This window comes from Pseudomonas sp. HMSC065H01, assembly GCF_001815235.1.
Taxonomy (GTDB): domain Bacteria; phylum Pseudomonadota; class Gammaproteobacteria; order Pseudomonadales; family Pseudomonadaceae; genus Pseudomonas; species Pseudomonas aeruginosa.
The window spans coordinates 54,457-78,864 of sequence record NZ_KV819862.1; the positions used below are offsets into that span (position 1 = coordinate 54,457).

Below are 24,408 nucleotides of genomic sequence, written 5' to 3' on the forward strand. Positions count from 1 at the left end.
TTGATCTACTAACAGTTAGTGAATCAATATGCATAGGGAACCATCAGACGCGGACTACACATGGTAAAGAATCGACGTTTGTTCACTGCTGGCAAGCGCTTGCGCGCCCTGCGCGAGCTGATGGGCTTGAGCCGTCCGCAGTTCGCCGAGTTGGTGGGGATGACGGCCAAGCGCCTGGAGAACATCGAGAACGAGCTGCAGCGCATGCACGACGAGGACTTCGAGAAGGTCTGCGGAACCTTCCCGGAGTTCAGCGACTGGATCGCCTATGAAGGCAGCATAGAGCCGCAGTCGATCGCCTGGAAGGTCGCCGACTCGGCGCAGGCGGCCGCGGTCTACCTGGTGGAGCGCAACCCGGTGCTGCTTGAGCAGCACGGCATCGACATGCAGGCCTGGCGCGAACGCCACCGCGAGATACGCGAGGCGCTGCTGGCGGCGGAACAGGCGCCGGAGGCGGAGCCGGCGCCCCTGGAAGAGCCGCCGGAACCCAGGCGCCAGCGGAAGAGGAAAACGCCCGCGAGCGGCAAGGGCGACTGAGGCGCATCGCGCCAGAAACGAAGGGAAGTATCTGTACATGGTCTATGTAGTGAGGAAGCGCTGCCTGTTTCGCGCCGGCGAGCGCCTGTTCGGGTTGCGCGGGCTGACGGGGTTGAACCGACCGCAGTTTTCCGAGGTGGTCGGCATGGATCCCAAACGCCTTGAGAACATCGAGAGTGGCCGGCAGCGCATGCACGACGAGGATTTCGAGAAGGTCTGCGGGACCTTCCCGGAGTTCAGCGACTGGATCGCCTATGAAGGCAGCATCGAACCGCAGTCGATCGCCTGGAAGATCGCCGAGGCCGCCCAGGAAGCGGCGGTCTATCTGGTGGAGCGTAACCCCGAGCTGCTCGAACTCCACGGTCTCGACGTGCCGGCCTGGCGCGAGAAGCATCGGGAAATCCTCAAGAAGGTGCGCAAGCGGGAGTTGTCGCCGCCACCCGAAAAACCACCGAAACCCAGGCGCAAGCGCAAGCCGAGAAGCAACCTGCCCACACCCACCGACGGTACCTGAGACCGGCTCCCTCTCCCCAGCCCTCTCCCGCAAGCGGGAGAGGCAACGGGGCTCCCGAAGCCCAGCGGTAGGGCGGATAACGCGCAGCGTTATCCGCCGTCAGCCCCAGGAGGGCCTCAGAACACCACTCCTACCGGATAGACGAAGGCGTTCACGTCGTAGAACGGCGTGCGCTGGTAGAACCATTGCAGGCGCGCCTGCGGATCGGCGGCGAAGGCCTTGTCCTCGCGCAGGCGTTTGTCGAAGGCGGACTTCAGCGCCGGGTCTTCCGCCAGCATCTTGCGCGCCATCGGCTCCATCACGTATTCCTCCGGCTCCTCGGCGGCCACCAGGGTGGAATTGAAGAAGCCCCAGGACCAGAAGGAATCCGGACTCTGCGGTTGCAGCAGGTCGATGGCCAGGACGCCCAGCGGCTGGGCGGTGTCGATCGACAGCGAGCCGGCCGGGAAGGTCTGCAAGCGTTGGAACGGCTTCGGCGTGCCGCTGACCAGCAGGCGACCTTCGTAGCCCGGAATCCGGTTGCCTTGCACGCGATCCGGTTCGAAGCCATCGGCGAGCTTGATGTCGTCCATGCGGTACAGGGTCACGGCGATTTCGGTCGGACGCTCGAGGGTGCTATAGCGGATGCCATGGGCCTTGATCCGGGCGATCACCTCGTGCCACTGCGCCGGGACGATGAAACGCTGGGGACGCGGCACCACCAGGTCGGGTACGCCGTTGTCGGTCACCGGTAGTTTCAGCGTCTTCGGCCGGTTGCTCCAGACGATGGTGCGGGCCCCAGTGACCGGCGATTGCTCGTAGCGGTAGTCGCCGACCACGAACGGCGTCTCGGCGGCCTCGCCCGGCTTCCAGGTGAGGATCACCTCCTTCTGCCGCAGCAGGCGCTCGCGGTCGCTGGCGATGGCCTGGCGCAGGCTGGCGGCCTGCTCGCCGATCACCTCGAACATCGCCTTGAGCATCACGTAGTTGCCCAGCACCTGGGTCTTGTACGGATGCAGGGCGTGTTGCTCGATGAGGATCGACGGCACGTTGCGGATGTCGCCGTACTGGTTGGAGAAGCGCGCCAGGTCGGTGCGGTAGGGGTAGTAGCCCTGGGTCGGATCCTGGTTGTCGTTCAGGCTGATGCATTCATGGACCATGTGCCCGAGGCTTTCCAGCGCCTGGTACACCGGCTTGCGCATGACCTGGTCCATCCAGGCGCTGCTCGCCGGTGACCAGCCGTTGCCATTGTGGCAGTAGGAGCTGTCGTAGGGATACATGGCGCCGTCGGTGGAGTGGGTGTCGGCGAAGAAGCTCAGCTCGTAGTGGTTGAACACCCAGGCGACGTTGCGGATCTCCGCGCTGTCGAGCTTGGTGAAGTCGCGGTTGAGATTGAGATTGCGGCCGTTCACCCGCCAGCCGGTCTCCTGCGGGCCGTTCTGGTTGATCCGCCCGTAGGCGCTGCGGCGCAGGTCGCCGTCGACGTTGACCACCGGGATGAACAGCAGGTTGATCTTCTCCAGCAGCCCGGCGAGCGGGCGGTCGGCAGCGCTCATGTCGCGCAGCAGCATGAACATGGCGTCCTTGCCGTTGGCCTCGCCGGGATGGATCTCGGCTTCCACCAGCAAGGTCGGCTTGGCGGAGCGCTTCAGGCCGGCGGCGGACTTGTCGGCCTCGGTGGAGGCGGTCACCAGCAGCATCGGGTGACCCTCGGCGCTGCGCTCGGGCAACTCGCGCAGGGCGATGCGGCCGGAGGAGGCGGCTACCAGTTTCTCCAGGTAGGCGCGGGTCTCGCGGTAGTCGCTGGTACGCTGGAAGTCGCTGCTCTCGGCCTGGGTGATCAAGGGGTCGCCGGGCTTGGCGAGGTAGCGCAGGCTGCCCAGCCTCTGCTCGAACATCGGTGGCAGGATGCGCTGGCGGGCCGCGGCCGGGTAGGCGCTGTCATCGATGTAGGCGGGCGCGTGGGGCAGCTCCGCGTGAGCGGGCAGGGCGCTCGCCAGCAGGACGCCGGCGAGTAGCGAACGGGGTAGGCAAGGGAACACGATGAACCTCCATGTGGATGGGAACGGCCGCGGCGTGGGCGGGCCTGCGCGACGCGAGCCACGCGTCGTCGCGCAGCCAGTGCAGTGAAACGCCGGCGGCAGGCATCGGTGTTGACGCCGGGCAAGGCGCGGCGAAGCCGATGGCGAGAGCGCCGCCGGTGGATGGTTCAGGGCTGGGTTTGCAGACCCTCCAGCAGTGCCTGGTGGAAGCGTTCCGGAGCCTGTATCTGCGGGGTATGGCCAAGGTCGGGGAATTCCACCAGGGTCGCCTGGGGAATCCGTCGGGCGGCGTCCTTGCCCAGTTGCGCGTAGTTGCCCAGCCTGGCTTTCAGTTCCGCCGGCGCGGCGTCCTTGCCGATGGCGGTGTTGTCTTTCTCGCCGATCAGCAGCAGGGTCGGCATCTGCAACCGGTCCAGTTCGTAGACCACCGGCTGGGTGAAGATCATGTCGTAGGTCAGCGCCGAGTTCCAGGCCACCGACTCGCGCCCCTTGCCGCGATACATGCCGGCCTGCATCTGTACCCAGCGATCGAACTCGGGGCGCCATTCGCCGGCGTAGTAGGTGGCTTGCTGGTATTGGCGAATGCCTTCGGCGCTGGTCTGCAAGTCGCGCCTGTACCAGTCGTCGACGCTGCGCCAGGGCACGCCCAGGGCCTTCCAGTCCTCCAGACCGATGGGGTTGACCAGCACCAGTCGTTCGACCTGCCGCGGATAGAGCAGGGCGTAGCGGGTAGCGAGCATGCCGCCCATGGAGTGGCCGATCACGCTGGCCCGGGCGACGCCGAGCCGTTCCAGCAGGGCGTGGGTGTTGGCTGCCAGTTGCTGGAAGCTGTACTGGTAATGGGCCGGCTTGCTCGACTTGCAGAAACCGACCTGGTCGACGGCGATCACCCGGTAGCCGGCGTCGGCGAGCACGTCGATGGTGCGCTCCCAGGTCCCGGCACAGAAATTCTTGCCGTGCATGAGCAGGATGGTGCGGCCGTTGGCTTTCTTCGGCGCGACGTCGAGGTAGGCCATGCTCAGCGGCTGGCCCTGGGAGGTGAAGTCCAGATAATGCACCGGATAGGCGTAGTCGAAGCCTTCCAGGCGTTCGCCGTAGACCGGCGCCTGGCTGGCCAGCGCCGGCCCGCAGGCGAGGGCGAGACAGAGGCTGAGGCGGGGTAGGGACATGCGATCGCTCCTGTGTGGGTCTGCTGGAGGATGCACGTCAGGGCGCGAGCTGGCCAGTCCTGGCCGGTTGCCTACAGTTGCTTCAGATACTTCACCACGTCTGCCGCGCCAGCCGCCCGCAGACCTTCGCCGAGGGCATCGGCGCGTTCGTCGTTGCGGGGCAGCAACAGGCACTCCGGGGTTTCCGGGGTGAACAGGGCGAGTCGCGCATAGGGCAGGCCGGTATCCAGCAGCAGGCTCATGAAGGTCGGCTCGGACCAGGCCTCGGTCGGAATCCGCAGCATGTGGTAGCGCTGTTCCAGTTCGTCCAGCGCGCCGGGCTCCAGTTCGTAGCGTTCCAGGTGTGCCGGCAGCTTCAGTTCCAGTTCGCGGCGGCGGGCGTAGACGATCGCCGCGGCGAAGGCGCAGGCCTGGCGTTCGCCCGCCCAGAACAGGCGCTCGCCGTGCCAGGCGGCCTGGCGCAGGCGGATGCTGTCGCCGTTGGTGAAACGCGGCAGGGCCAGGCTCAGGGCCTTGACGAAATCCTTGTAGCTGATGATCCGTACGCCCCGGCAGACCTCGGCCGTGGCCAGGTCTTCCAGGCGTGGGCAAGGTGCCTGGACGAGGATCTCCCGGCTGCATACGCCTTCGATGGTCTTCAGGTCGACCGACTCCAGGGTGGAGTGGCTGACCCGCACCAGGCGCTTGAGGACCGCGTGGGCTTCCGCCTTGTCTTCCTGGACCGGGCCGGACAGCGCGCCGCGCGGCAGGTCGACCAGGGTGTGCAGGGGCGGTCCGGCCTGCCACCAGACGCTCGGCTCCGGCCGTCGCAATGGCTGGAACGGCAGCTCGAGGGCGGCCGCCCGTTCGCGCAGCTCCCGCCCATCGCTTCGCGCGGCACCCAGGCGCAGGCGGTTGGCGAGTGCGGAAAGGCGACCGGTGAAGGTGCTGTTGCTACGCGAGTTGGAACTCATGATCGACGGAGGGCTCCTCGGGCTCGGCGACCGACGCGGAAAGGGGTGGGAGGGGACGGCGACGGTCCGTCCATTGAAGCACAGGTTCGGGCGTGACATTCAACCGCGTGGTTTGTGGCAAGCTGTCGTGGTTCATTCAAGCGGGGGGCTCCATGCCCAGTCTCATCATGGATATCGCCCTGTCCGGCGAACGCCTGCAGGCCATCTACGGCGGCAGGGCCAATCGGGTCCTGCTGCGCAGCCGCGACGGTCGCCGGGTGAACCTGCCGGCCCATCACCTGCGTCCGTTCATCGGCCACGATGGCGTGCATGGCACGTTCCGCCTCGATTTCAGCGAGGATGGCCGCCTGCTGGCGCTGCAACGCCTCGCCTGAGCGGGCGCTCGACGGCTATAATCGGCACCCTTCATTCTGCCGACCGATACCCGACCATGTACACCCTGGCCCGCCAGCTGCTGTTCAAACTGTCCCCGGAAACCTCCCACGAACTGTCCATCGACCTGATCGGGGCCGGCGGCCGCCTGGGCCTGAACCGCCTGCTGACGCCCAAGCCGGCCAGTCTGCCGGTCTCTGTGCTGGGCCTGGAGTTTCCCAACCCGGTGGGGCTGGCCGCGGGCCTGGACAAGAACGGCGACGCCATCGACGGGTTCGGCCAGCTCGGTTTCGGCTTCATCGAGATCGGCACCGTCACTCCGCGACCGCAGCCGGGCAATCCCAGGCCGCGCCTGTTCCGCCTGCCGCAAGCCAACGCGATCATCAATCGCATGGGTTTCAACAACCACGGCGTCGACCACCTGCTGGCACGGGTGCGCGCGGCGAAGTATCGCGGCGTACTGGGGATCAACATCGGCAAGAACTTCGATACCCCGGTGGAGCGCGCGGTCGACGACTACCTGATCTGCCTGGACAAGGTCTACGCCGACGCCAGCTACGTCACCGTCAACGTCAGCTCGCCGAACACGCCCGGCCTGCGCAGCCTGCAGTTCGGCGATTCGCTCAAGCAACTGCTGGAGGCACTGCGCCAGCGCCAGGAAGCGCTGGCGCTGCGGCATGGCCGGCGGGTACCGCTGGCGATCAAGATCGCCCCGGACATGACCGAGGAAGAGACCGCGCTGGTCGCCGCGGCGCTGGTCGAGGCGGGGATGGACGCGGTGATCGCGACCAATACCACTCTCGGCCGCGAAGGCGTGGAAGGCCTGCCGCATGGCGACGAGGCGGGTGGCCTGTCCGGCGCGCCGGTGCGGGAGAAGAGCACGCACACGGTGAAGGTGCTGGCCGGCGAGCTGGGCGGACGGCTGCCGATCATCGCCGCCGGCGGTATCACCGAGGGCGCGCACGCGGCGGAGAAGATCGCCGCCGGGGCGAGCCTGGTGCAGATCTATTCGGGTTACATCTACAAGGGACCGGCGTTGATCCGCGAAGCGGTGGATGCCATCGCCGCTTTGCCGCGGCGGAATTGAAAAGGGCTCCTTGCGGAGCCCTTGGGCTTGCGCCCGCCGCCCGGATGGGGCGTGCCTTGGGGAAATCGGTGCTATCCGTGTTGTCGCTTACACGTGCTGGAGTTGATTGAGACGTTGTAAGCCGGCCGTGCCAGTGAGGCCGTCCCAGTTGTCGCCACGGCCCTCGCGCCAGCCGTTGAGCCAGGACTGCCGCGTCGTAGGATGGGTGAACGGACAAAGATCACGAGATTTACCGGTTATGCCGTTCTGATAACCACGCAAGAAGGCTCTTTCCAACGGATCACGCTTAAGTCTTCTCATAGGGTGTTGCCCTCACTTGTTGACTGTTATGTCCCGTTGGCCCCCAGGGGAGGCCTGGCGAAGCTTTCGCCGAAAGGGGTCGTTGCCGGCGTGACGACCCTCGCCCGACACCGTTGCGGTGGCGGATTAACTGGAGTTCTAACCAAAGCGTTCAGGCGTGTGAATGACCGATTTGTCATAAAGACTTAACGCTTTCGTCGATAGGGCCATATGTTGCAGGCTCATGACGCCTGGTTTCCGGCGCTAACGCCGCAGGGTCGCGGGGTTGCGCCTTATAACGATTTGTACCCCCACCAATTGAGATTTCCTCGCATTCCGACGAAGGGTCGCCCAGACTGCGACTCGGGGTCGCAGCGAGCAACGCCGGGAGCGTTCCGGCAATCGAACCACGGCACCTGGTGCCAAAGAAGTGCCCATGAGGGTGCTTCCACTGACAAGGGCTACGGCCCGGGAAGGCGATATGGCTGATGTTTACGAATTGTTTCTGACCTGCCCGAAAGGCCTGGAAAGCCTGCTCCTCGAAGAGGCGCAGGGGCTCGGCCTGGACGAGGCGCGCGCCCAGGTGTCGGCGGTGCGCGGACAGGGCAGCCTGGAGGTGGCCTATCGCCTCTGCCTGTGGTCGCGCCTGGCCAACCGGGTCTTGCTGGTGCTGGCGCGATTCCCGGTGGAGAACGCCGAGTCCATGTACATGGCGGTCCACGCGGTGAACTGGGAAGACCACCTGGACGCCGGCGGCACGCTGGCGGTGGAGTTCAGCGGCAAGGGCTCGGGCATCGACAACACTCATTTCGGGGCGCTGAAGGTCAAGGATGCGATCGTCGACAACCTGCGCGAGCGCTCCGGCCGACGCCCGTCGGTGGACAAGGTCAATCCGGACGTGCGCGTCCACCTGCACCTTGACCGCGGCCAGGCGACCCTCTCCCTGGACCTCTCCGGGCATAGCCTGCACCAGCGCGGCTATCGTCTGCAGCAGGGCGCCGCGCCGCTGAAGGAGAACCTGGCGGCGGCGGTGTTGATCCGTGCCGGCTGGCCGAAGATCGCCGCCGAGGGCGGTGCCCTGGCCGACCCGATGTGCGGCGTCGGCACCTTCCTGGTCGAGGCGGCGCTGATGGCTGCCGATATCGCGCCGAACCTCAGGCGCGAGCGCTGGGGCTTCAGCAATTGGCTGGGGCACGTGCCGGCGCTGTGGCGCAAGCTCCACGAGGAAGCCCAGCAGCGCGCGGCGGCCGGCCTGGCCAGGCCGCCGTTGTGGATTCGCGGCTACGAGGCCGATCCGCGCCTGATCCAGCCGGCGCGCAACAATATCGAGCGTGCCGGAGTGGCCGACTGGGTGAAGATCTACCAGGGCGAACTGGCGACTTTCGAGCCGCGCCCGGACAAGGGCCAGACCGGCCTGGTGATCTGCAACCCGCCCTATGGCGAGCGCCTCGGCGACGAAGCCAGCCTGCTGTATCTCTACCAGAACCTCGGCGAGCGCCTGCGCCAGAGCTGCATCGGCTGGAGCGCCGGGGTGTTCACCGGGGCGCCGGAACTGGGCAAGCGCATGGGTATCCGCAGCCATAAGCAATACGCGTTCTGGAACGGCGCGCTGGCCTGCAAGCTGCTGATGATCCAGGTCGAGCCGCGCCAGTTCGTCACCGGCGAGCGTGGCGAACGCAACGACGAAGGCCTGGCGCGGGCGCCGAGCGAGCCGGCACGGCTGAGCGAGGGCGGGCAGATGTTCGCCAATCGCCTGCAGAAGAACCTCCGGCAACTGGGCAAATGGGCGCGCCGCGACAAGATCGAGTGCTATCGCCTGTATGACGCCGACATGCCGGAGTATGCCCTGGCGGTGGATATCTACGGCGATTGGGTTCACGTCCAGGAGTACGCCGCGCCCAAGTCGATCGATCCGGCAAAAGCCCAGGCGCGCCTGTTCGACGCCCTGGCGGCGATTCCGCAGACCCTGGGCGTTGCCCAGGAGCGGGTGGTGGTCAAGCGCCGCGAGCGCCAGGCCGGCAAGAAGCAGTACGAACGGCAGAGCAGCGAGGGCAAGTTCCTCGAGGTGGGCGAGGGCGATGTGCGCCTGCTGGTGAACCTGACCGATTACCTGGATACCGGGCTGTTCCTCGATCACCGGCCGATGCGCCTGCGCATCCAGAAGGAGGCGGCCGGCAAGCGCTTCCTCAACCTGTTCTGCTATACCGCCACGGCCACCGTGCATGCGGCCAGGGGCGGCGCGCGCAGCACCACCAGCGTCGACCTGTCGAAGACCTACCTGGACTGGGCGCGCCGCAACCTGTCGCTCAACGGCTTTTCCGACAAGCAGCGCCTGGTGCACGGCGACGTGATGGAGTGGTTGCGGGAAGACGATGGCCAGTACGAACTGATCTTCATCGACCCGCCGACCTTCTCCAACTCCAAGCGCATGGAAGGCGTATTCGACGTGCAGCGCGACCACGTCGAACTGCTCGACCTGGCCATGGCGCGGCTGGTGCCGGGCGGGGTGCTGTATTTCTCCAACAACTTCCGCAAGTTCGAACTGGACGAGAGCGTGCAGGCCCGCTATGCGGTCGAAGAGATCACTGGCGAAACCCTCGATCCGGATTTCGCGCGTAATCCGAAGATCCATCGGGCCTGGAGAATCACCGTTCGCTGAGGCGAGCGGCATTCATGCAAAAGGCCGCCGGCGGGCAACCGCTGGCGGCCTTTTTTTTCGTACTGCGCCTTATTTCCGCGCGTGCAGGCTCAGCAGTACCTGGTCGAGGATCGCCGAAGCGCCCCACGGCCGCGGGCTGTTGAGGATCGCCACCACCACCCAGTTGTGGCCGCTGGCGTCGCGGCTGAAGCCGGCGAGGGCGCGCACGGTGTTGAGGGTGCCGGTCTTCACGTGCGCCTCGCCGACCAGTGCGGTGCGCCGCAGGCGTTTGCGCATGGTGCCGTCGAGGCCGGCCAGCGGCAGCGAGGAGATGTACTCCGCTGCATAGGGGCTGTGCCAGGCGGCTTGCAGCATCGCCGCCATCTCACGGGCGCTGACCCGTTCCTGGCGCGACAGTCCCGAGCCGTTCTCCATCACCAGGCGCGGCGCGGTGATGCCCTTGCGCGCCAGCCACTGCCGCACCACCCGCTGCGCGGCCTGGGCGTCGTCGCCGTCGGCGCTGTTGCGGAACTGCGCGCCGATGGAGAGGAACAACTGCCGGGCCATGGTGTTGTTACTGTATTTGTTGATGTCGCGGATGATCTCGACCAGGTCTGGCGAGAAGGCCTTGGCGATCAGCGTGGCGTTGCGCGGTACGCTGCCCTGGCGGTCCTTGCCGAGGATGCTGCCGCCCAGCTCCTGCCAGATGCCGCGCACCGCGCCGGCGGTGTAGCCGGGGTGGTCGAGCAGCGACATGTAGGTCTGCGCGCTACAGCCCTGGGGAATCTGTCCGGTGGCCAGCAGGGTGGTGCCGTCGAACTGGGTCACCGGGCTGAAGCGCAGCTTCGGCCAGGCCGGGCAGGTGGCCGGCGCGGTCATCTTCACCTGGTTGTCGATGCGTACGTTGGCCAGCGGCGGGTCCATCTGCACGTTGACCTTGTTGCCGTCGGTGCGCACCACCATGCGCACGCTCTTCAGGTTGACCAGCAGCGAGTCCGGACCGACCAGGAACGGCTTGGTGTCGTCGCCGCCGTCGTCGTTGAATACCGGCAACTGCGGGATGTTGAAGTAGCTGCGGTCGAGTACCAGGTCACCTGTGACCTTGGTCACGCCATTGGCGCGCAGGTCGCGCATCAGCAGCCAGAGCTTCTCCATGTTCAGTTTCGGATCGCCGCCGCCCTTGAGGTAGAGGTTGCCGTTGAGCACTCCGTTCTTGAGCTGGCCGTCGGTGTAGAACTCGGTCTTCCACTGGTAGGTCGGGCCGAGCATTTCCAGGGCGGCATAGGTGGTGAACAGCTTCATGGTCGAGGCCGGGTTCACCGATACGTCGGCGTTGTAGTAGGTGGGGTTGCCCGGGCCGTCGAGCGGAATCAGCACCAGCGACAGATCGTTGCCGGTCAGCTTGTTAGTCTGCAGGGCTTTCTGCACGTTGGCCGGCAGGGTGGCGTTGACCTGGGCGAGAGTGGGAAGGGCGAAAGGCAGGAGCGTGGCGAAGGCAAGAGTACGCAGCGACTTGAACATTAATGAAGAACCCTTGAAGACGGAGGGTAGAAAATGAAATGAAGATGAAAAACGAAGCGAACCTGAAAAAGAGACGGACATCACGCGAAGAGGCCGTCTTGCTCATTATGCCGCAAGGCGGATAACGATGCGCTGGAGTTTCGCGGAGTTCGCCGTCATATCGCCGAATGGTCGGAACTGGTAGAGTGCGCCGGCAATCCGGCCGCGCCGAGCGGAGCTTGCCGGGGTTCGCCCGCGGCTCCAGCGGTGTCGGCTACTGTCTGTAATGCGAGGCTCCGCCAATGGAGCGTCAATCCAGGAGATGCCGCCATGGCTACTAATCGTTCCCGCCGCCTGCGCAAGAAATTGTGCGTCGATGAATTCCAGGAGCTGGGTTTCGAATTGAACTTCCACTACAAGGAAGGCGTGGATGCCGATGCGGTGAACGCTTTCATGTTGCGCTTCATCGATCAGGCGATCGAAGCCAACGAACTGACCTATGGCGGCTGCGACGAATTCGGTTTCGTCTGCCTGGCGCGCCGTGGCTCGGTCAATGAAGAGCAGCGGGCCCTGATCGAGGCCTGGTTGAAGCAGCAACCGGAACTGGCCAGCGTCGAGGTCGGCGCGTTGGTCGACGCCTGGTACCCGGAACAGCCTGTCCTGCCGAAGCTCTAAGCGATAGCGCCGCCATCCCGCCCGAGGATGGCGGTCGCGTCTTCCCTCCCTTTCGATCCTGCTCCGGCGCTATCTGGCCCGGCGCCCGTCGTGCTTCCCTTTGCCCTGCCAAGGCATGTCGGCGGCTTGTGGCCGTACATGCGGATAGCAATACTCCGAAACCCCTGACGAACTATTCAACTCGCTCTGGCAGATAACGAGCCGGGAAGGCGCGTATATATGCGGGTGTTTTTCATGCAGATAACCAGGCCAATTGCTTGGCAATATACGAGGTTTTGAATTCGCCGTAAGAAATAAATTAAGTTTCCGTGAGAATATTCCTTAAAGTATATGAGTTGCCATCGAGTATCTCGACAATATGGCTCCCGTCTATATCTTGCTCAGGAGAATTTTTTCTGAATTTTTATTGGCAAGGAAATCAGACAATGAGCCGTATCCTGATAGTCGACGATCATCCCGTGATTCGCATGGCCATGAAGATGTTGCTGGAAGCCGAAGGGCACCAGATCGTCGGCGATACCGATAATGGCGTGGATGCCATCAGCCTCGGGCGGGAGCTGAAGCCGGACCTGGTCATCCTCGATATCGGCATTCCCAGGCTGGACGGCCTCGAGGTCATCAGCCGCCTGATGGTGCTGGCGTTGCCCCTGAAGATCCTCGTCCTGACCGGCCAGAGCGCCTCGCTCTTCGCCCTGCGCAGCATGCAGGCGGGCGCCGCCGGGTTCGTCTGCAAGCAGGGCGGACTGGCCGAACTGGTGACGGCGGTGAATGCGGTCGCCTCGGGATACAGTTACTTTCCCAGCTCGGCCATGCGTCCTGTGCAACAGGGCGCCTATTCCGACGATGTGGAATTGCTCGGACGCCTGTCCGATCGCGAAGTATCGGTATTGCAATACCTCAGCCAGGGTTATTCGAACAAGCAGATATCCGAGCAGATGTTTATCAGCAACAAGACCGTCAGCACTTACAAGGCGCGCTTGTTGTTGAAGTTGAACGCCGGCTCGCTGGTGGATCTCATCGAGTTCGCCAAACGCAATACGCTTATCTAAGGGCCGGAACCGAATGAAGTTCCAGAAACGCAGTGCGTGCATGCTCGGCCTGCTTCTCATATTCGCCTGCATGGCGGGATATGCCGTTCCGGCGAGGGCGACGGCTGGCGAATATTCTTCCATGCTCCGGATTCCCGCTCCGGATCGTCCGGGGGACGCCGATGTGGTCGACGAAGCGCCGCTACGCCAGGCTGCCGACGGGCTGCGCTCGCCATCCCCTTCCAGCCTGGTGCTCGGCCTGCTGGTGGCCTGCCTGGTCTGCGTCGGATGCCTGGGCTGGAATACCGTCCTGCAGCTCAGGCTCAGGCGTTGGCAACGTACCGAAGCCGACCTGAGCGGCCGCCTGGCATTGAAGCAGGCGCTGGTCGACGGGATTCCCTACCCGGTGAGCATCCGCACGCTCGACGGTCGCCTGCTGGCCTGCAACCGCAATTACCTGGAAAGCCTGCGGATGACCCGTGAGCAGGCCCGCGGCACCCTGTTGACCGATTCCGACTGGGTCGAGGGCAGCAAGGCACGGCTCATGCACCAGCAGTGCCTGGCGGTGGCTCGGGGAGGAACGGCGAGCTTCACCGACATGGCGGTGCGCATCGGCGGGCAATTGCTGGAGATCCACCATTGGGTCACGCCCTACAGGGATCGCCAGGGCCGGGTGCTCGGCCTGATGAACGGCTGGATCGACATCACCGAACGGGAGCGCCTGGCCCGCCAGTTGCGCGAGGCGATGCGCCAGGCGGACGAGGCGAATCGGGCGAAGAGCGTCTTCCTGGCGACCATGAGCCACGAGATCCGTACGCCGATGAATGCGGTCATCGGCATCCTCGAACTGGTCCTGCAGCGCCTGGCGCCGGAGCAGCGCGAACGCGCCTCGCTGGAGGTCGCCTACGAGGCAGCGGGGTCGCTGCAACTGCTCATCGGCGACATCCTCGACGTCGCCAAGATCGAGTCCGGTCACCTGACCCTCACGCCCGAGCGGGTTCGCCTGCGCCATGTCGTGGAGTCGGTGCGCCGCATGTTCGAAGGCCTGGCCCGGCAGAAAGGCCTGAGGCTCGTTGTGGAGCTGGACGATGCCCCGGGACGGGACGTGCTGATCGATCCCCTGCGCTTCAAGCAGGTGCTCTCCAACCTGGTGAGCAATGCGATCAAGTTCACCGAGCGGGGACAGGTGACGATCCGTCTCCAGGAAAGGAGCCTGGACGAGGGGAGGGCGATCGTCCGGGTGGACGTGGAGGATTCCGGTATCGGTATCGCTCCGGCGGACCAGGCGCGCCTGTTCCAGCCTTTCATCCAGGTGGCCAAGGGACGCACGGTGCAGGGCGGGACCGGCCTTGGGCTGGCGATCTGTCGGAAGTTGGTGGACCTCATGGGCGGCGATGTCGAGATGCACAGCGAGCCGGGCAAAGGCACCCGGGTGTCGCTCGACCTGCTCTTGCGCCAGTGCGGGCCGAAAATGCCTGAATCCGGCCAGGACCCGCTGGCAGCATCCATGGAGCCGTCTCGCCGCCTGCATATCCTCATCGCCGACGACTATCCGCCCAACCGGGTACTGCTGCGCCAGCAACTGGAGTTTCTCGGCCACCGGGTGGCGGAAGCGGAGGATGGCCAGGTGGCGCTGGAGCTCTGGGCCGACGAGCGCTTCGAGGTGCTGATCAGCGACTGCAACATGCCGCGCCTGAACGGCTATCAGCTGGCACGCAGGATACGCATCCAGGAACGGTGCGAGCGACGCGCGCCGATCCTGATCCTTGGCTATACCGCCGACGCCGAGCCGGACGAGGTACAGCGCTGCCGCGACGCGGGCATGGATGATTGCCTGTTCAAGCCGCTCGGCCTGGAGACCCTGCGCAACTACCTCGCGACCTCTTTCGGACGCGACGCCGCGCAGCCCCGGGGGCTCTATGATGCAGCCGCTCTCAGCAGCCTCGGCGGCGACCGCCCGGAACGGCTGCGCGAACTGCTGGAGACCCTGCTAGGCAGCAACCGTCAGGACCTCCAGCGCCTTGCCATCCTCCTGCGCGAGGGCGACAGGACCCGGCTCGCCGAGCATGCCCACCGCATCAAGGGCGCCGCACGGATGATCGGGGCGCGTACCCTGCTGGAGGCCTGCGAGGCCCTGGAGGACGCCTGCCGGCGAAGTGGCGACGGGGAGTGCCTGCAGGCGCCTGGCGAAAGACTCCGGCTGGCCCTGGAGGCGTTGCAGGAGGAACTCCAGGAGCAGTTGGCGGCCGCTGCGGTATGAGCCCTTCCTTTCAGGAGGGGCTCGAGCGTCCGGTCATTTCCCGGGCCATTTCCGTGGCGTAGCTGTCGGTCATGCCGGCGATGAAATCGATCACCTGGAGGAAGGCGCGGTACAGCGGCCACTGCGGGTCGGGCGCGTTGCGTCCGAGCAGGTCGAGGATGCGCCGGTTCTTGAACGACGGCGTATGCCCGCCATATTGCTCCAGCGCGGCGCCACAGAAGGCGTTGAGGAGGATCTCCAGAGTGGTGTAGGCGCCGATCTCGTGGAGGGTCTTGCGCTTGTCCTGGAAGATCTTTTCCCGCGCGATGGCCTTGGCCCGTTGCACGCAGAGCTTGGCCGGGCCATGCATGTGTTCCACCAGGTCGCCGGCAAGCTGCCCGGCGAGCAGGGCCTGCTGCTGGTCGACGAAGGCACGGGCGGCGGCATTGGTCAGGTGCTCGATGGCCTTGCCGCGGAGGATCGCCAGTTTACGCCGGCGTGAGTCCCTGGGGCCGAGTTGGCGATAGGTGTCGGGCAGGTCGTCGCCGACCAGGCCGAGCAGCAGCGCCTCGACCTCGCTGTATTCGAGCAGCTCCATTTCCAGGCCGTCTTCGAGGTCGATCAGGCCGTAGCAGATGTCGTCCGCCGCTTCCATCAGGTAGACCAGCGGATGGCGAGCCCAGCGCTCGTCGTCGAGTTGCGGCATGCCGAGCTTATGGGTGATCTGCTCGAGCAGCGGCAGTTCGCTCTGGTAGCAGCCGAACTTGTGCTTCTTGTAGCCCAGCGCTTCGGCGTGGCGCGAGGTCCAGGGGTACTTCAGGTAGGTACCCAGGGTTGCGTAGGTCAACCGCGTGCCGCCGTCGAACTGGTGGTATTCCAGTTGGGTGAGGACCCGGAAGCCCTGGGCGTTGCCTTCGAAGTGGAGAAAGTCGGAACGCTCGGCGTCGCTCATCTCGTCCAGCCAGCCACGTCCGGCGGCTTGCTGGAACCAGTTGCGGATGGCGTCTTCGCCGGAGTGCCCGAATGGTGGGTTGCCGATGTCGTGGGCCAGGCAGGCCGACTGGACGATGACCCCGAGGTCGCTGGGGTCGCACCACTCGGGTAGTTCCTCGCGGAGGATCTCGCCGACCCGCATGCCCAGCGAGCGGCCGACGCAGGCGACTTCCAGGGAGTGGGTCAGACGGGTGTGGATGTGATCGTTGCTGGAGACCGGATGGACCTGGGTCTTGCGTCCGAGGCGGCGAAACGCGCCGGAGAAGATGATCCGGTCATGGTCCTTGTGGAAGGCGCTGCGGCCCAGTTCATCGTTGCTGTGTACCGGCTTTCCGAGCCGTTCGCGGGTGAGCAGGGTCTGCCAGTCCATCGGGAATTCCAGGGATGCGCTGAGGCGATGCGGACACGCTAACGGTTTGCCTTGGCAAGCTCAATCGTCGCGTTGGGGAAACGGAGGGCGCCGACCGTTGCCGGTCGGCGCATCCTTCAACGGCCTTTCTGCTTGCGCAGGCCGAGCAACAGCGGGGCCAGGGCGACGCCCAGGCGCAGCAGACGCTGCCAGCGTCCGCCCTTGCCAAGCAGTACGCCCAGCAGTGCGGCTCCGCCGGCGCCCCAGAGCGCCGCATTGCCACCGCCGAACAGTTGCTGGCTGAGGTTGTGGCCCAGCCCCTGGGCCTGGCGGAAGGGTTGCACCAGCAGTTGGCTTTCGCGGCGCAATTGCTGGCGCTGCATTTCCAGGCGCAGGCGGATCACCGCCTTGCGCAATTCGCGACGCGACAGGCCGGTCGCGTTCACCGGTAGTTGGCTCATGCGCGTTTCCTTGTCATGGCAGCAGTCGCTCGCGGTCGTTGGCCAGTTCTTCCAGGGTGGCGCTGAACGGCGAGCTTTCGTCGTTGATCGACTGGTACAGGCGCCAGCCGCAGAACAGCGAGCCGATCACGTAGAACAGGCACAACCCGAGCGCCGCTGCGAGCCGGTTGGTGTCCCAGAACACGATCAGCACCAGCAGCGACAGGCCGACCAGCAGGAGCAGGGCAAATACCAGGGCCAGCCCGGCGAACAGCAGCAGGCGCAGGGTGTTGGCCTTCTGTTCCTGCAGCTCGATGCCGAACAGCTCGACGTGACCGTGCAACAGGCCGAGGAAGGCGGCGCCGAAGCGCCGCAGGGAGGGGCGGCCGTCCGCCGGGTCCTTTCCTTCGCTCATGGCTCAGCGCCGGCTGACCAACAGGCCAAGCAGGAAGCCGACGCCGGCGGCGATGCCGATGCTCTGCCAGGGGTGTTCGCCGACGTACACCTCGGTGGCGTCCACCGCGGCCTGGCTGCGTTCGCGGACGTTGTCCTTCAGCGAGTCCTTGGTGTCGCGCAAGGTATCGCGAGCGCGCTTGAGGCTGTCGTGGATCTTGCCGCGGATTTCTTCGGCCTGGTCGCCCGCCACGTCGGCGGTGCTTTGCAGGAGTTTCTCGGTATCGGCGACCAGTGCCTGGAATTCAGCCAACAGTTCATCCTTTGCAGCGTTTGCAGTGGTCTTGCGGGGCATGACGAGCTCCTCTGGTCATGGGGTGTGTTTTTTCGAGCCGAGCGCGGGGCGGAAGGTTCAACCGGTGGGTAATTTCCGCGCGTTGCCGGTCGCTCCCGGCGTTCCTTTCATTAAAGACTGCCACAGCGTGCCTGTCGGCGCGGCTGCGGCGAGATGACGCCCATCCGGCTGCCTCGCAACGGGGCGCGAACTGGTATGGCGCTTGCAATTCCCTGGTGCGCACGTCGGCCGGAATGCCCCTCGCGAGGGCGCCAGGCGCTCCCGGAGGGTACTTCGGGATGAACGTCCAACCCAATGAAAATCAAGGAAAGTCCGGGAGCTTTCCATGCTGCCTCAGGCACCTTGCGAAACGTCTGCCGAAGAAAAGCGGCGGTTCGCACGACGACTACTGCTTCGTCATGGTGCGTTGAAGGGCGGGCGTGGGCGTTTCTGGTGCTTTCTCTCTACGCGCGAAGGCTGCCTCAATCCATGGATAACCTGAATAGTGCGGTGCAAGTCCTGATCCACGGCTCCAATACCCTGTTCATCCTGCTCGGAGCGGTGATGGTGCTGGCGATGCACGCCGGCTTCGCCTTCCTCGAGGTGGGCACCGTGCGCCTGAAGAACCAGGTCAACGCCCTGTCGAAGATTCTGTCCGACTTCGCCATCTCGGCGCTGGCCTATTTCTTCGTCGGCTACTGGATTGCCTACGGCGTGACTTTCTTCCATCCGGCGGCGGCGCTGACCGTGGACAGTGGCTATGCGCTGGTGAAGTTCTTCTTCCTGCTGACCTTCGCCGCGGCAATCCCGGCGATCATCTCCGGCGGCATCGCCGAGCGTGCCAGGTTCGGTCCGCAGTTGTGCGCCACGGCGCTGATCGTGGCCTTCGTGTACCCGTTTTTCGAAGGCTTGGTGTGGAACGGCAATTTCGGCTTGCAGGAATGGCTGAAGCTGGAGTTCGGCGCGCCCTTCCACGATTTCGCCGGCTCCGTGGTGGTGCATGCGCTGGGCGGCTGGCTGGCATTGGCGGCGGTGCTATTGCTGGGCAGCCGCAACGGCCGCTATCGCGACGGCAAGCTGGTGGCGATGGCGCCGTCGAGCATCCCGTTCCTGGCACTGGGGTCGTGGATCCTGATCATCGGCTGGTTCGGCTTCAACGTGATGAGCGCCCAGACCCTCGCTGGGGTCAGCGGGCTGGTGGCGGTCAACTCCTTGCTGGCGATGGTTGGCGGCACCATGGCGTCGCTGCTGATCGGCCGCAACGACCCGGGTTTCCTGCACAACGGTCCGCTGGCCGGGTTGGTGGCGGTGTGCGCCGGTTCCGACCTGATGCATCCGATCGGCGCGCTGGCTACCGGCCTGGTGGCGGGGGCCCTGTTCGTCTGGGCGTTCACCGCGACCCAGGTGCGCTGGAAGATCGACGACGTCCTCGGTGTCTGGCCGTTGCACGGTCTTTGCGGGGTCTGGGGCGGGATTGCCTGCGGCATCTTTGGCCAGCAGGCATTGGGTGGGCTCGGCGGGGTGAGCCTGGCCAGCCAGGCGCTCGGCAGCCTGCTGGGGGTGACGGTGGCTTTCGCCGGCGGCCTGTTGGTCTATGGGCTGATGAAGGCGCTGCTGGGCATCCGCTTGAGCCAGGAGGAGGAGTACTACGGCGCGGACCTGTCGATCCACAAGATCGGCGCGATCAGCCACGAATGAGGGGGCGGACTTCCTTGGTCCGGTGGGGTATCGGCGGATAACGCCCCAGGCGCTATCCGTCCTGCACGCTGCGAGCGAGGCATCCCGCCATGAAAGAGGCCACCCAAGGGTGGCCTCTTCGTTCCGCCGCGGGGCTCTGGGGAGGGGCGGATGGCCGTAGCGCGGCTATCCGCGGGGCCTGCCGTTACCAGAGCGGCAGCGTGTAGCTGACGATCAGGCGATTTTCGTCGTAGTCGTTGGTGTAGTTGGTGCGCATGGTCGCGTTGCGCCACTTCACCCCGAGGTTCTTCAACGGGCCGCTCTGGAACACGTAGGCGATGTCCATGTCGCGTTCCCATTCCTTGCCTTCGCCCGAGGTGGTCAGCAGGTCGATGTTGTCGCCCTTGACGTAGCGGGTCATGAAGGTCAGGCCGGGAATGCCGACGCCGGCGAAGTTGTAGTCGTAGCGCGCCTGCCAGGATTTCTCGTCCTTGTTGGCGAAGTCGCCGATCTGGATGAAGTTCACCAGGTAGGGGTCGGCGCCGTTGATGTAGGCGAAGCCGGTGTCGCCGCTCATCTTCTGGTAGCCGACGCCGAAGGCGTGGTAGCCGAGGCTGTAGGTGAACATGGCGTTGAGCGCCTTGTTGTCGACGTTGCTGGAACCGTCGTCGGTGGAGCGCGCCCAGCGGATGTCGGATTTCAGCGACTGCTTGTCGGCGATCGGCAGGGTGTGCACCAGGCCGAGGTAATGCTGCTTGTAGAAGTTGTCGAGCTTGCCGTAGTGGTAGCTGGTGCTGAGGTTGTCGGTCCACTTGTAGCTGCCGCCGGCGAAGTCGAACTTGTCCGAAGTCAGCCCGGAACGGACCACGATGTTGCGCTTGCCGCCACCGGTGATGGTCATGTCCTCGTTGTCCGAGGAGTCGCGCTGGTTGACCTTCTTCAGGCGCCCGGCGTCGAGGGTCAGGCCGTCGATCTCCATGGAGTTCAGCGCGCCGCCCTGGAAGGTCTGTGGCAGCAGGCGGCTGTCGTTGGGCATGATCACCGGCAGCTTGGGGGTCAGGGTGCCGATCTTCAGGGTGCTCTTCGACGCCCGCAGCTTGGCGGTGATCCCTGCCTCGCCATAGTCGTCCTGGGCGCGGCCGGTCTCGCGGTCGCGCTTGAGCAGGCCGGTGCCGCTGCGGTCGGGGCTGGAGTCGAGCTTCACCCCGAGCAGGCCGATGGCGTCGACGCCGAAACCGATGGTGCCCTCGGTGTAGCCGGACTCGTAGCGCAGGAGGAAGCCCTGGGCCCATTCCTCGGCCTTGGACTGGCTGGCGCCTTCCTGGCGGAAATCACGGTTGAAGTAGAAGTTGCGGAGTTCGATGCTGGCCTTGCTGTCCTTGATGAACTCGGCATGGGCCAGGGTTGGGACGGTAATGCTGGAACCCAGCGCGGCAAAAGCCACGGCACGGGCGATCGGGGTCATGCTCATTGTTATTGTCTCCTCGAGCGCTTGGGGCAGGCCGATGGCGGCGGCGTGACGCCACGTCGGCCTGTGACAGCCCGGTTACTTAAGCACTACAGGAAGACGGCCACTGTTAGACATTAGTCGAGGGTGGCCGCGAATTGGCACGAACCCTGTCTAGGACGGGCTTTCCCGCTATTCCAGCCAGTGCGGGAAGTAGCCCAGGGCGGCCTGGACCCGCGCATCGTGCGCCGGAATCACGCTCAGGCGCGGGTCGCTGCGGAGCAGTAGGCGGATCTTCGCCAGTTGCGCGAGGGTGCGCGCGGGATCGCGATCGACCAGGGCGCGGCCGGCGAAGAATTTCTGCCGTGGGCCTTCGACGCCTTCGAGTCGCCAACTGGTGTCGCCGCTGAAGAACAGCCGGCGCCCGCTGTCGAGGGTGACGAACAGACCGACCGAGCCGGGCGTATGGCCGGGCAGGGGGACCAGCACCAGGCGGCCGTCGCCAAACAGGTCGAGGCTTTCGTCGAAGCCCATGAACGGCCGCGGATCGAAGCTGTAAGGTCGCCAGCGCACGCCATGGCGGAATTGGCTGGGGAAGGCGGCCGGCGGGGTGGCGATGCGGCTGAAGGCGATCTCCTCGTAGGGTGCCCAGACCGGTACTTCGGGGAAGTCGACCAGGCCCGAGGCGTGATCCCAGTGTGCGTGGGACAGCAGGATGCGATCGACGCGGATACCGGCTGCGTCCAGTTGGTCGCGCGCCGGGACGACTTTCTGGTAAGCGAACAGCGGCGCTGCCCACCAAGGCATGTCGGCGCGGAACTGGGCGTCGATGTCGCGCCCCAGGCCAGTGTCGAAGAGCAGGGTGGCGGCGTGGTGCTCGATCAGCACCGCGGTATGGCTGAGCGGCACCCGGCGCACCCAGGAGCCGCCGTCGACGGTGAGCGCATCGAGGGTTTCCACTCCCGAGGTGCGCAACAGGGCGACTCGCATTTCCGCCGCCTGCACCGGCAGGACGAGGAGGGCGAGCAACAACGAGGCAAGGCGATACAGGAAAGGCATCAAGATTCACCGGCAGGAAGAAAAGGGGATGGCTGGGGCTCGCCGAATGCCAGCGGCAGGCGGCCGCGCCGCCAGCGCCAGCCTGCGGGGCGCAACGCCAGCAGGCGCTCGGCGCCGGCGGGCCAGGGGATGGATGGCTGCGAACCCGGCCAGAACAGCTCGGCCTCGGCGTGCAGGTGCAGCAGGTCGCCGTTGTCGAAATCGATGAACAGGAGGCCGCAGCGAGGCTCCTGGAGCAGGTTGCCGAGGGTATTGAACAGGCGGTTGCCGGCGTAGTCGGGCAACCACAGGCGGCCATCCGCGCCGAGCCGGAGAAAGCCCGGCGGCCCGCCCCGATGGGAGACGTCGACGCCGCCCCTGAGTGGGTCGGCATGCTGGCTGGCGATGAACAGCGTATCGCTGCGCGAGACCAGCGACAGCCAGCGCGGATCGAGTCCTTCGCCCTGCAACGCGGGACTTGCGATCCTGGAGACGGGCTGATGGCTGCGCGCCTGGATGTACTTGGGACAGTTGCCGAAGGACTGCTCGACGCCGACCGTGAAACCCTTTCCGTCCTGCGCCAGGACCCGTCCATTCATGCGGTTGCGGCGGCGTGTCGGCCATTCCAGGCCGAGGATGCCGAGGCGGGTGCCAGCCTCGAGATTGGCCGCCAGCGGATCGTCCGCTTGCGGCAGGTTGTCGATGCGCAGGCGGGTCGGTTCCGGCGAACGGGCGAAGCCGGGGGGGCCCCAGAGCACCGAGGCGCTGGGGTAGCCGTCGGCGTCGAGGCTGCCCACCAGCAACAGCGGTAGCAGGGCGAAGAACTCCCGATGCTGGTCCGGCATGAAGGTGCGGATCGCGCGGCTGCCGAAGCCGGCGACCTGCTCGCGAACGCCGGCGCGTTCCTGGATCGCCAGTTCGCCGGCGTGGAAGGGGTTCTGTTCCTGGCTCATGCTGCCTCCTGTCGAGCTACAGGCCGGGCATCGGGATGTAGCCGGGCAGCGCGCGGATGCGGGCGATCCAGGCGTTCAGCGCCGGGTAGTGGTCCAGCGCCAGGCCGCCCTCGGGGGCCAGGGCCAGGTAGGGGTAGAGGGCCACGTCGGCGATGCTCGGCTGTTCGCCCTGGGCCAGCCAGCGATGCTCGGCCAGGTGCCGCTCGACCAGGCGCAGCACTTCCAGGCCTCGCTGGTGGGTCTGCTCGCGATCCAGCGGCAGGTCGAAGCGGGCGATCAGCCGGGCGCTGGCCGGACCGTTCTGCACCTCGTTGGCCGAATAGCTGAGCCAGTAGGCGATTCGGCCCTGGCTGACGGGGTCGAGCGGATACCACACGGGATCGGCATGGCGTCGCGCCAGATAGACGAGGATGGCATGGGAGTCGCCCAGTTGCAGCTCGCCGTCTTCCAGCACCGGGATCTGCCCGCGGGGATTCATGCGGAGGAAGGCTTGGGTCTTGTGCTCGCGGTTGAGGAAATCGACCGGCCGCAGCGTCGCCTCGCGGCCGATGAGGGAGAGGAACAGGCGGACCTTGTAGGCGTTGCCGGAGAGATCCAGGTCATGGAGTTTCATCTGAGGGTTCCAGGCGGGTATTGGTGTCTGGATATTAGACAGACAGGTCTGTATATTTCAAGGCACGCGTTCGCCTTTTTCCGTCGGTATTCGTCCGGGGAGCGACGCAGAGCGGTTCAAGGGGGCGGCAGGGTCGCGCATAATGGGCCGCTCAGGAGGCTTTCCATGACATCCCGCAAACGCGAGCAACTGCTCAGCACCGCCGTCGACCTGTTCTATCGCGAGGGTTACCACGCCACCGGCATCGACCGCATCCTGGCCGAATCCGGCGTGGCGAAGATGACGCTGTACAAACACTTTCGCTCGAAGGACGAACTGATCATGGCCGCCCTGGAGGTGCGTCGGCAGCGCACCGCCGAACGCATGCTCGAAGCCGAGGCACGGTTGCAGCCGCGTGCGGCGATCCTGGCGGTGTTCGATGGTCTGCAGGAGTTCCTCCAGGACGAGGCGTTCCGTGGCTGTGCCTTCATCCATGCCGCCGCCGAGTTCCATGAGCGCTCGCATCCGATCCATCGCCAGGCGGCCGAGCAAAAGGCCTTCGTCGAAGCCTATTTCCAGCGCCAGCTGGAGCGCCTGGGCGTGCGTTCGGCGGCACTGCTTGCGCGGCAGTTGCAATACCTGATGGAGGGCGCCCTGGTGATGGCGCACATCCACGGGCCGGCGGACCAGGCCCGCGAGGCCCGGCAGGCGGCCGAAAGTCTGTTGCAGGTCGCTGGCATCTGAGCGCGGGTGCTACCATCGCCGCGAAACACTGCACAGGTCCTTTCGATGCCCCCGGAATGCCAACTCTTCGGAACCCTCGGTTGCCACCTCTGCGAAGTCGCGGAGGCGGTGCTGATGCCCTTCGTCGAACATGGCCTGCTGGTCGAACTGGTGGACATCGCCGACGACGAAGCCTGGGTCGAGCGCTATGGCCTGCGGATCCCGGTGCTGCGCCGCTGCGACAATGGCGCCGAGCTGAACTGGCCGTTCGAGGCCGAGCAGGTCGCAGCCTTCCTCAGCCGCTGATGCCTATTCATTCGCGCTAAGCGCGGCACCGCTGGTAACCCCGCGCGCTATGCGCAAACCGGACTGCGTTCCGCTTCCTTCCCCCATGCCGCGCGGTGCCTGGCTTCGGCGATGCTGGCGAAGCGATGCATAGGCGTTTCTCAATGGTTTT

24 protein-coding genes are annotated in these 24,408 nt (G+C 65.6%); 11 read left to right on the plus strand and 13 right to left on the minus strand.

From position 1 onward, the window contains the following. Positions 1-60: 60 nt before the first annotated feature. A complete protein-coding gene (locus HMPREF3014_RS09685; RefSeq protein WP_003143634.1) occupies positions 61-537 on the plus strand; it encodes a helix-turn-helix domain-containing protein in 477 nt (158 codons plus the stop codon). Between the two features lie 37 nt (positions 538-574). Then, positions 575-1,051 (plus strand): helix-turn-helix domain-containing protein, encoded by a 477-nt coding sequence (locus HMPREF3014_RS09690; RefSeq protein WP_003115353.1) that lies wholly within the window; start codon positions 575-577, stop codon positions 1,049-1,051. A gap of 116 nt (positions 1,052-1,167) precedes the next feature. Here the strand turns inward: HMPREF3014_RS09690 and HMPREF3014_RS09695 are convergent, their stop codons facing one another. From HMPREF3014_RS09695 to HMPREF3014_RS09705, 3 genes are all read right to left on the minus strand, one after another. After that, a complete protein-coding gene (locus HMPREF3014_RS09695; RefSeq protein WP_023087163.1) occupies positions 1,168-3,072 on the minus strand; it encodes a M14 family metallopeptidase in 1,905 nt (634 codons plus the stop codon). A gap of 167 nt (positions 3,073-3,239) precedes the next feature. Continuing rightward, positions 3,240-4,241 (minus strand): alpha/beta fold hydrolase, encoded by a 1,002-nt coding sequence (locus tag HMPREF3014_RS09700; protein ID WP_003103224.1) that lies wholly within the window; start codon positions 4,239-4,241, stop codon positions 3,240-3,242. A 71-nt stretch (positions 4,242-4,312) separates the two neighbouring features. Then, positions 4,313-5,194 carry a DUF6685 family protein gene (locus HMPREF3014_RS09705; protein WP_003113960.1) on the minus strand — a complete coding sequence of 294 codons (882 nt, stop codon included), beginning with the start codon at positions 5,192-5,194 and terminating at the stop codon, positions 4,313-4,315. Positions 5,195-5,346: 152 nt separating this feature from the next. Between HMPREF3014_RS09705 and HMPREF3014_RS09710 the strand changes: the two genes are divergently transcribed. After that, complete coding sequence (locus HMPREF3014_RS09710; RefSeq protein WP_003103227.1) at positions 5,347-5,568, plus strand: DUF2835 domain-containing protein; 222 nt, start codon at positions 5,347-5,349, stop codon at positions 5,566-5,568. Between the two features lie 56 nt (positions 5,569-5,624). Beyond that, complete coding sequence (locus tag HMPREF3014_RS09715) at positions 5,625-6,653, plus strand: quinone-dependent dihydroorotate dehydrogenase (RefSeq protein ID WP_034016956.1); 1,029 nt, start codon at positions 5,625-5,627, stop codon at positions 6,651-6,653. A gap of 87 nt (positions 6,654-6,740) precedes the next feature. On the opposite strand, the gene rmf is transcribed toward HMPREF3014_RS09715, so the two are convergent. Then, positions 6,741-6,953, minus strand: a complete 213-nt coding sequence (gene rmf, locus HMPREF3014_RS09720) for a ribosome modulation factor (RefSeq protein ID WP_003103238.1) — start codon at positions 6,951-6,953, stop codon at positions 6,741-6,743. Between the two features lie 460 nt (positions 6,954-7,413). Between rmf and rlmKL the strand changes: the two genes are divergently transcribed. Then, the gene (rlmKL, locus tag HMPREF3014_RS09725; protein WP_023087164.1) at positions 7,414-9,591 is read left to right on the plus strand and encodes a bifunctional 23S rRNA (guanine(2069)-N(7))-methyltransferase RlmK/23S rRNA (guanine(2445)-N(2))-methyltransferase RlmL; all 2,178 of its coding nucleotides are present in this window, start codon (positions 7,414-7,416) and stop codon (positions 9,589-9,591) included. A gap of 69 nt (positions 9,592-9,660) precedes the next feature. On the opposite strand, the gene dacB is transcribed toward rlmKL, so the two are convergent. Further along, positions 9,661-11,091, minus strand: coding sequence for a D-alanyl-D-alanine carboxypeptidase/D-alanyl-D-alanine endopeptidase (dacB, locus tag HMPREF3014_RS09730; RefSeq protein ID WP_003091272.1), 1,431 nt, complete (start codon positions 11,089-11,091; stop codon positions 9,661-9,663). A 309-nt stretch (positions 11,092-11,400) separates the two neighbouring features. On the opposite strand from dacB, the gene HMPREF3014_RS09735 reads away from it, so the two are divergent. The 3 genes from HMPREF3014_RS09735 to HMPREF3014_RS09745 all read left to right on the plus strand — a co-directional run bounded on the left by HMPREF3014_RS09735 (position 11,401) and on the right by HMPREF3014_RS09745 (position 15,033). Continuing rightward, a complete protein-coding gene (locus HMPREF3014_RS09735; RefSeq protein WP_003091271.1) occupies positions 11,401-11,745 on the plus strand; it encodes a YggL 50S ribosome-binding family protein in 345 nt (114 codons plus the stop codon). Positions 11,746-12,170: 425 nt separating this feature from the next. Continuing rightward, positions 12,171-12,794: a response regulator transcription factor gene (locus HMPREF3014_RS09740; protein ID WP_003091268.1), complete on the plus strand. Its 624-nt coding sequence runs from the start codon at positions 12,171-12,173 to the stop codon at positions 12,792-12,794. 13 nt (positions 12,795-12,807) lie between these two features. After that, the gene (locus tag HMPREF3014_RS09745; protein ID WP_003162445.1) at positions 12,808-15,033 is read left to right on the plus strand and encodes an ATP-binding protein; all 2,226 of its coding nucleotides are present in this window, start codon (positions 12,808-12,810) and stop codon (positions 15,031-15,033) included. A gap of 10 nt (positions 15,034-15,043) precedes the next feature. Here HMPREF3014_RS09745 and HMPREF3014_RS09750 read toward each other — a convergent pair whose 3' ends face one another. The 4 genes from HMPREF3014_RS09750 to HMPREF3014_RS09765 form a co-directional block, all read right to left on the minus strand. After that, entirely contained in the window at positions 15,044-16,375 is a 1,332-nt protein-coding gene (locus tag HMPREF3014_RS09750; protein WP_003091265.1) for a deoxyguanosinetriphosphate triphosphohydrolase, read from the minus strand. 116 nt (positions 16,376-16,491) lie between these two features. After that, the gene (locus HMPREF3014_RS09755) at positions 16,492-16,815 is read right to left on the minus strand and encodes a hypothetical protein (RefSeq protein ID WP_003103249.1); all 324 of its coding nucleotides are present in this window, start codon (positions 16,813-16,815) and stop codon (positions 16,492-16,494) included. A gap of 13 nt (positions 16,816-16,828) precedes the next feature. Next, positions 16,829-17,209, minus strand: a complete 381-nt coding sequence (locus tag HMPREF3014_RS09760; protein WP_003091263.1) for a phage holin family protein — start codon at positions 17,207-17,209, stop codon at positions 16,829-16,831. A 3-nt stretch (positions 17,210-17,212) separates the two neighbouring features. Further along, positions 17,213-17,542: an ElaB/YgaM/YqjD family protein gene (locus HMPREF3014_RS09765; protein WP_003091262.1), complete on the minus strand. Its 330-nt coding sequence runs from the start codon at positions 17,540-17,542 to the stop codon at positions 17,213-17,215. 468 nt (positions 17,543-18,010) lie between these two features. Between HMPREF3014_RS09765 and HMPREF3014_RS09770 the strand changes: the two genes are divergently transcribed. Beyond that, on the plus strand, positions 18,011-19,219 hold the full coding sequence (locus HMPREF3014_RS09770) for an ammonium transporter (RefSeq protein ID WP_003091258.1): 1,209 nt from the start codon (positions 18,011-18,013) through the stop codon (positions 19,217-19,219). A gap of 184 nt (positions 19,220-19,403) precedes the next feature. Here HMPREF3014_RS09770 and opdQ read toward each other — a convergent pair whose 3' ends face one another. From opdQ to HMPREF3014_RS09790, 4 genes are all read right to left on the minus strand, one after another. Further along, positions 19,404-20,669, minus strand: a complete 1,266-nt coding sequence (gene opdQ, locus HMPREF3014_RS09775) for a porin OpdQ (RefSeq protein ID WP_003091257.1) — start codon at positions 20,667-20,669, stop codon at positions 19,404-19,406. Positions 20,670-20,837: 168 nt separating this feature from the next. Beyond that, positions 20,838-21,704: an MBL fold metallo-hydrolase gene (locus tag HMPREF3014_RS09780; RefSeq protein WP_023085398.1), complete on the minus strand. Its 867-nt coding sequence runs from the start codon at positions 21,702-21,704 to the stop codon at positions 20,838-20,840. Beyond that, entirely contained in the window at positions 21,704-22,636 is a 933-nt protein-coding gene (locus HMPREF3014_RS09785) for a pyridoxamine 5'-phosphate oxidase family protein (protein WP_023087165.1), read from the minus strand. Before HMPREF3014_RS09785 ends, HMPREF3014_RS09780 begins: the two co-directional genes overlap by 1 nt. Positions 22,637-22,652: 16 nt before the next feature. Then, positions 22,653-23,249 (minus strand): glutathione S-transferase family protein, encoded by a 597-nt coding sequence (locus HMPREF3014_RS09790; RefSeq protein ID WP_003091251.1) that lies wholly within the window; start codon positions 23,247-23,249, stop codon positions 22,653-22,655. Between the two features lie 165 nt (positions 23,250-23,414). Between HMPREF3014_RS09790 and HMPREF3014_RS09795 the strand changes: the two genes are divergently transcribed. Continuing rightward, positions 23,415-23,972 carry a TetR/AcrR family transcriptional regulator gene (locus HMPREF3014_RS09795; protein WP_003109619.1) on the plus strand — a complete coding sequence of 186 codons (558 nt, stop codon included), beginning with the start codon at positions 23,415-23,417 and terminating at the stop codon, positions 23,970-23,972. A gap of 45 nt (positions 23,973-24,017) precedes the next feature. Further along, complete coding sequence (locus tag HMPREF3014_RS09800; RefSeq protein ID WP_003109620.1) at positions 24,018-24,257, plus strand: glutaredoxin family protein; 240 nt, start codon at positions 24,018-24,020, stop codon at positions 24,255-24,257. Positions 24,258-24,408 lie beyond the last annotated feature (151 nt).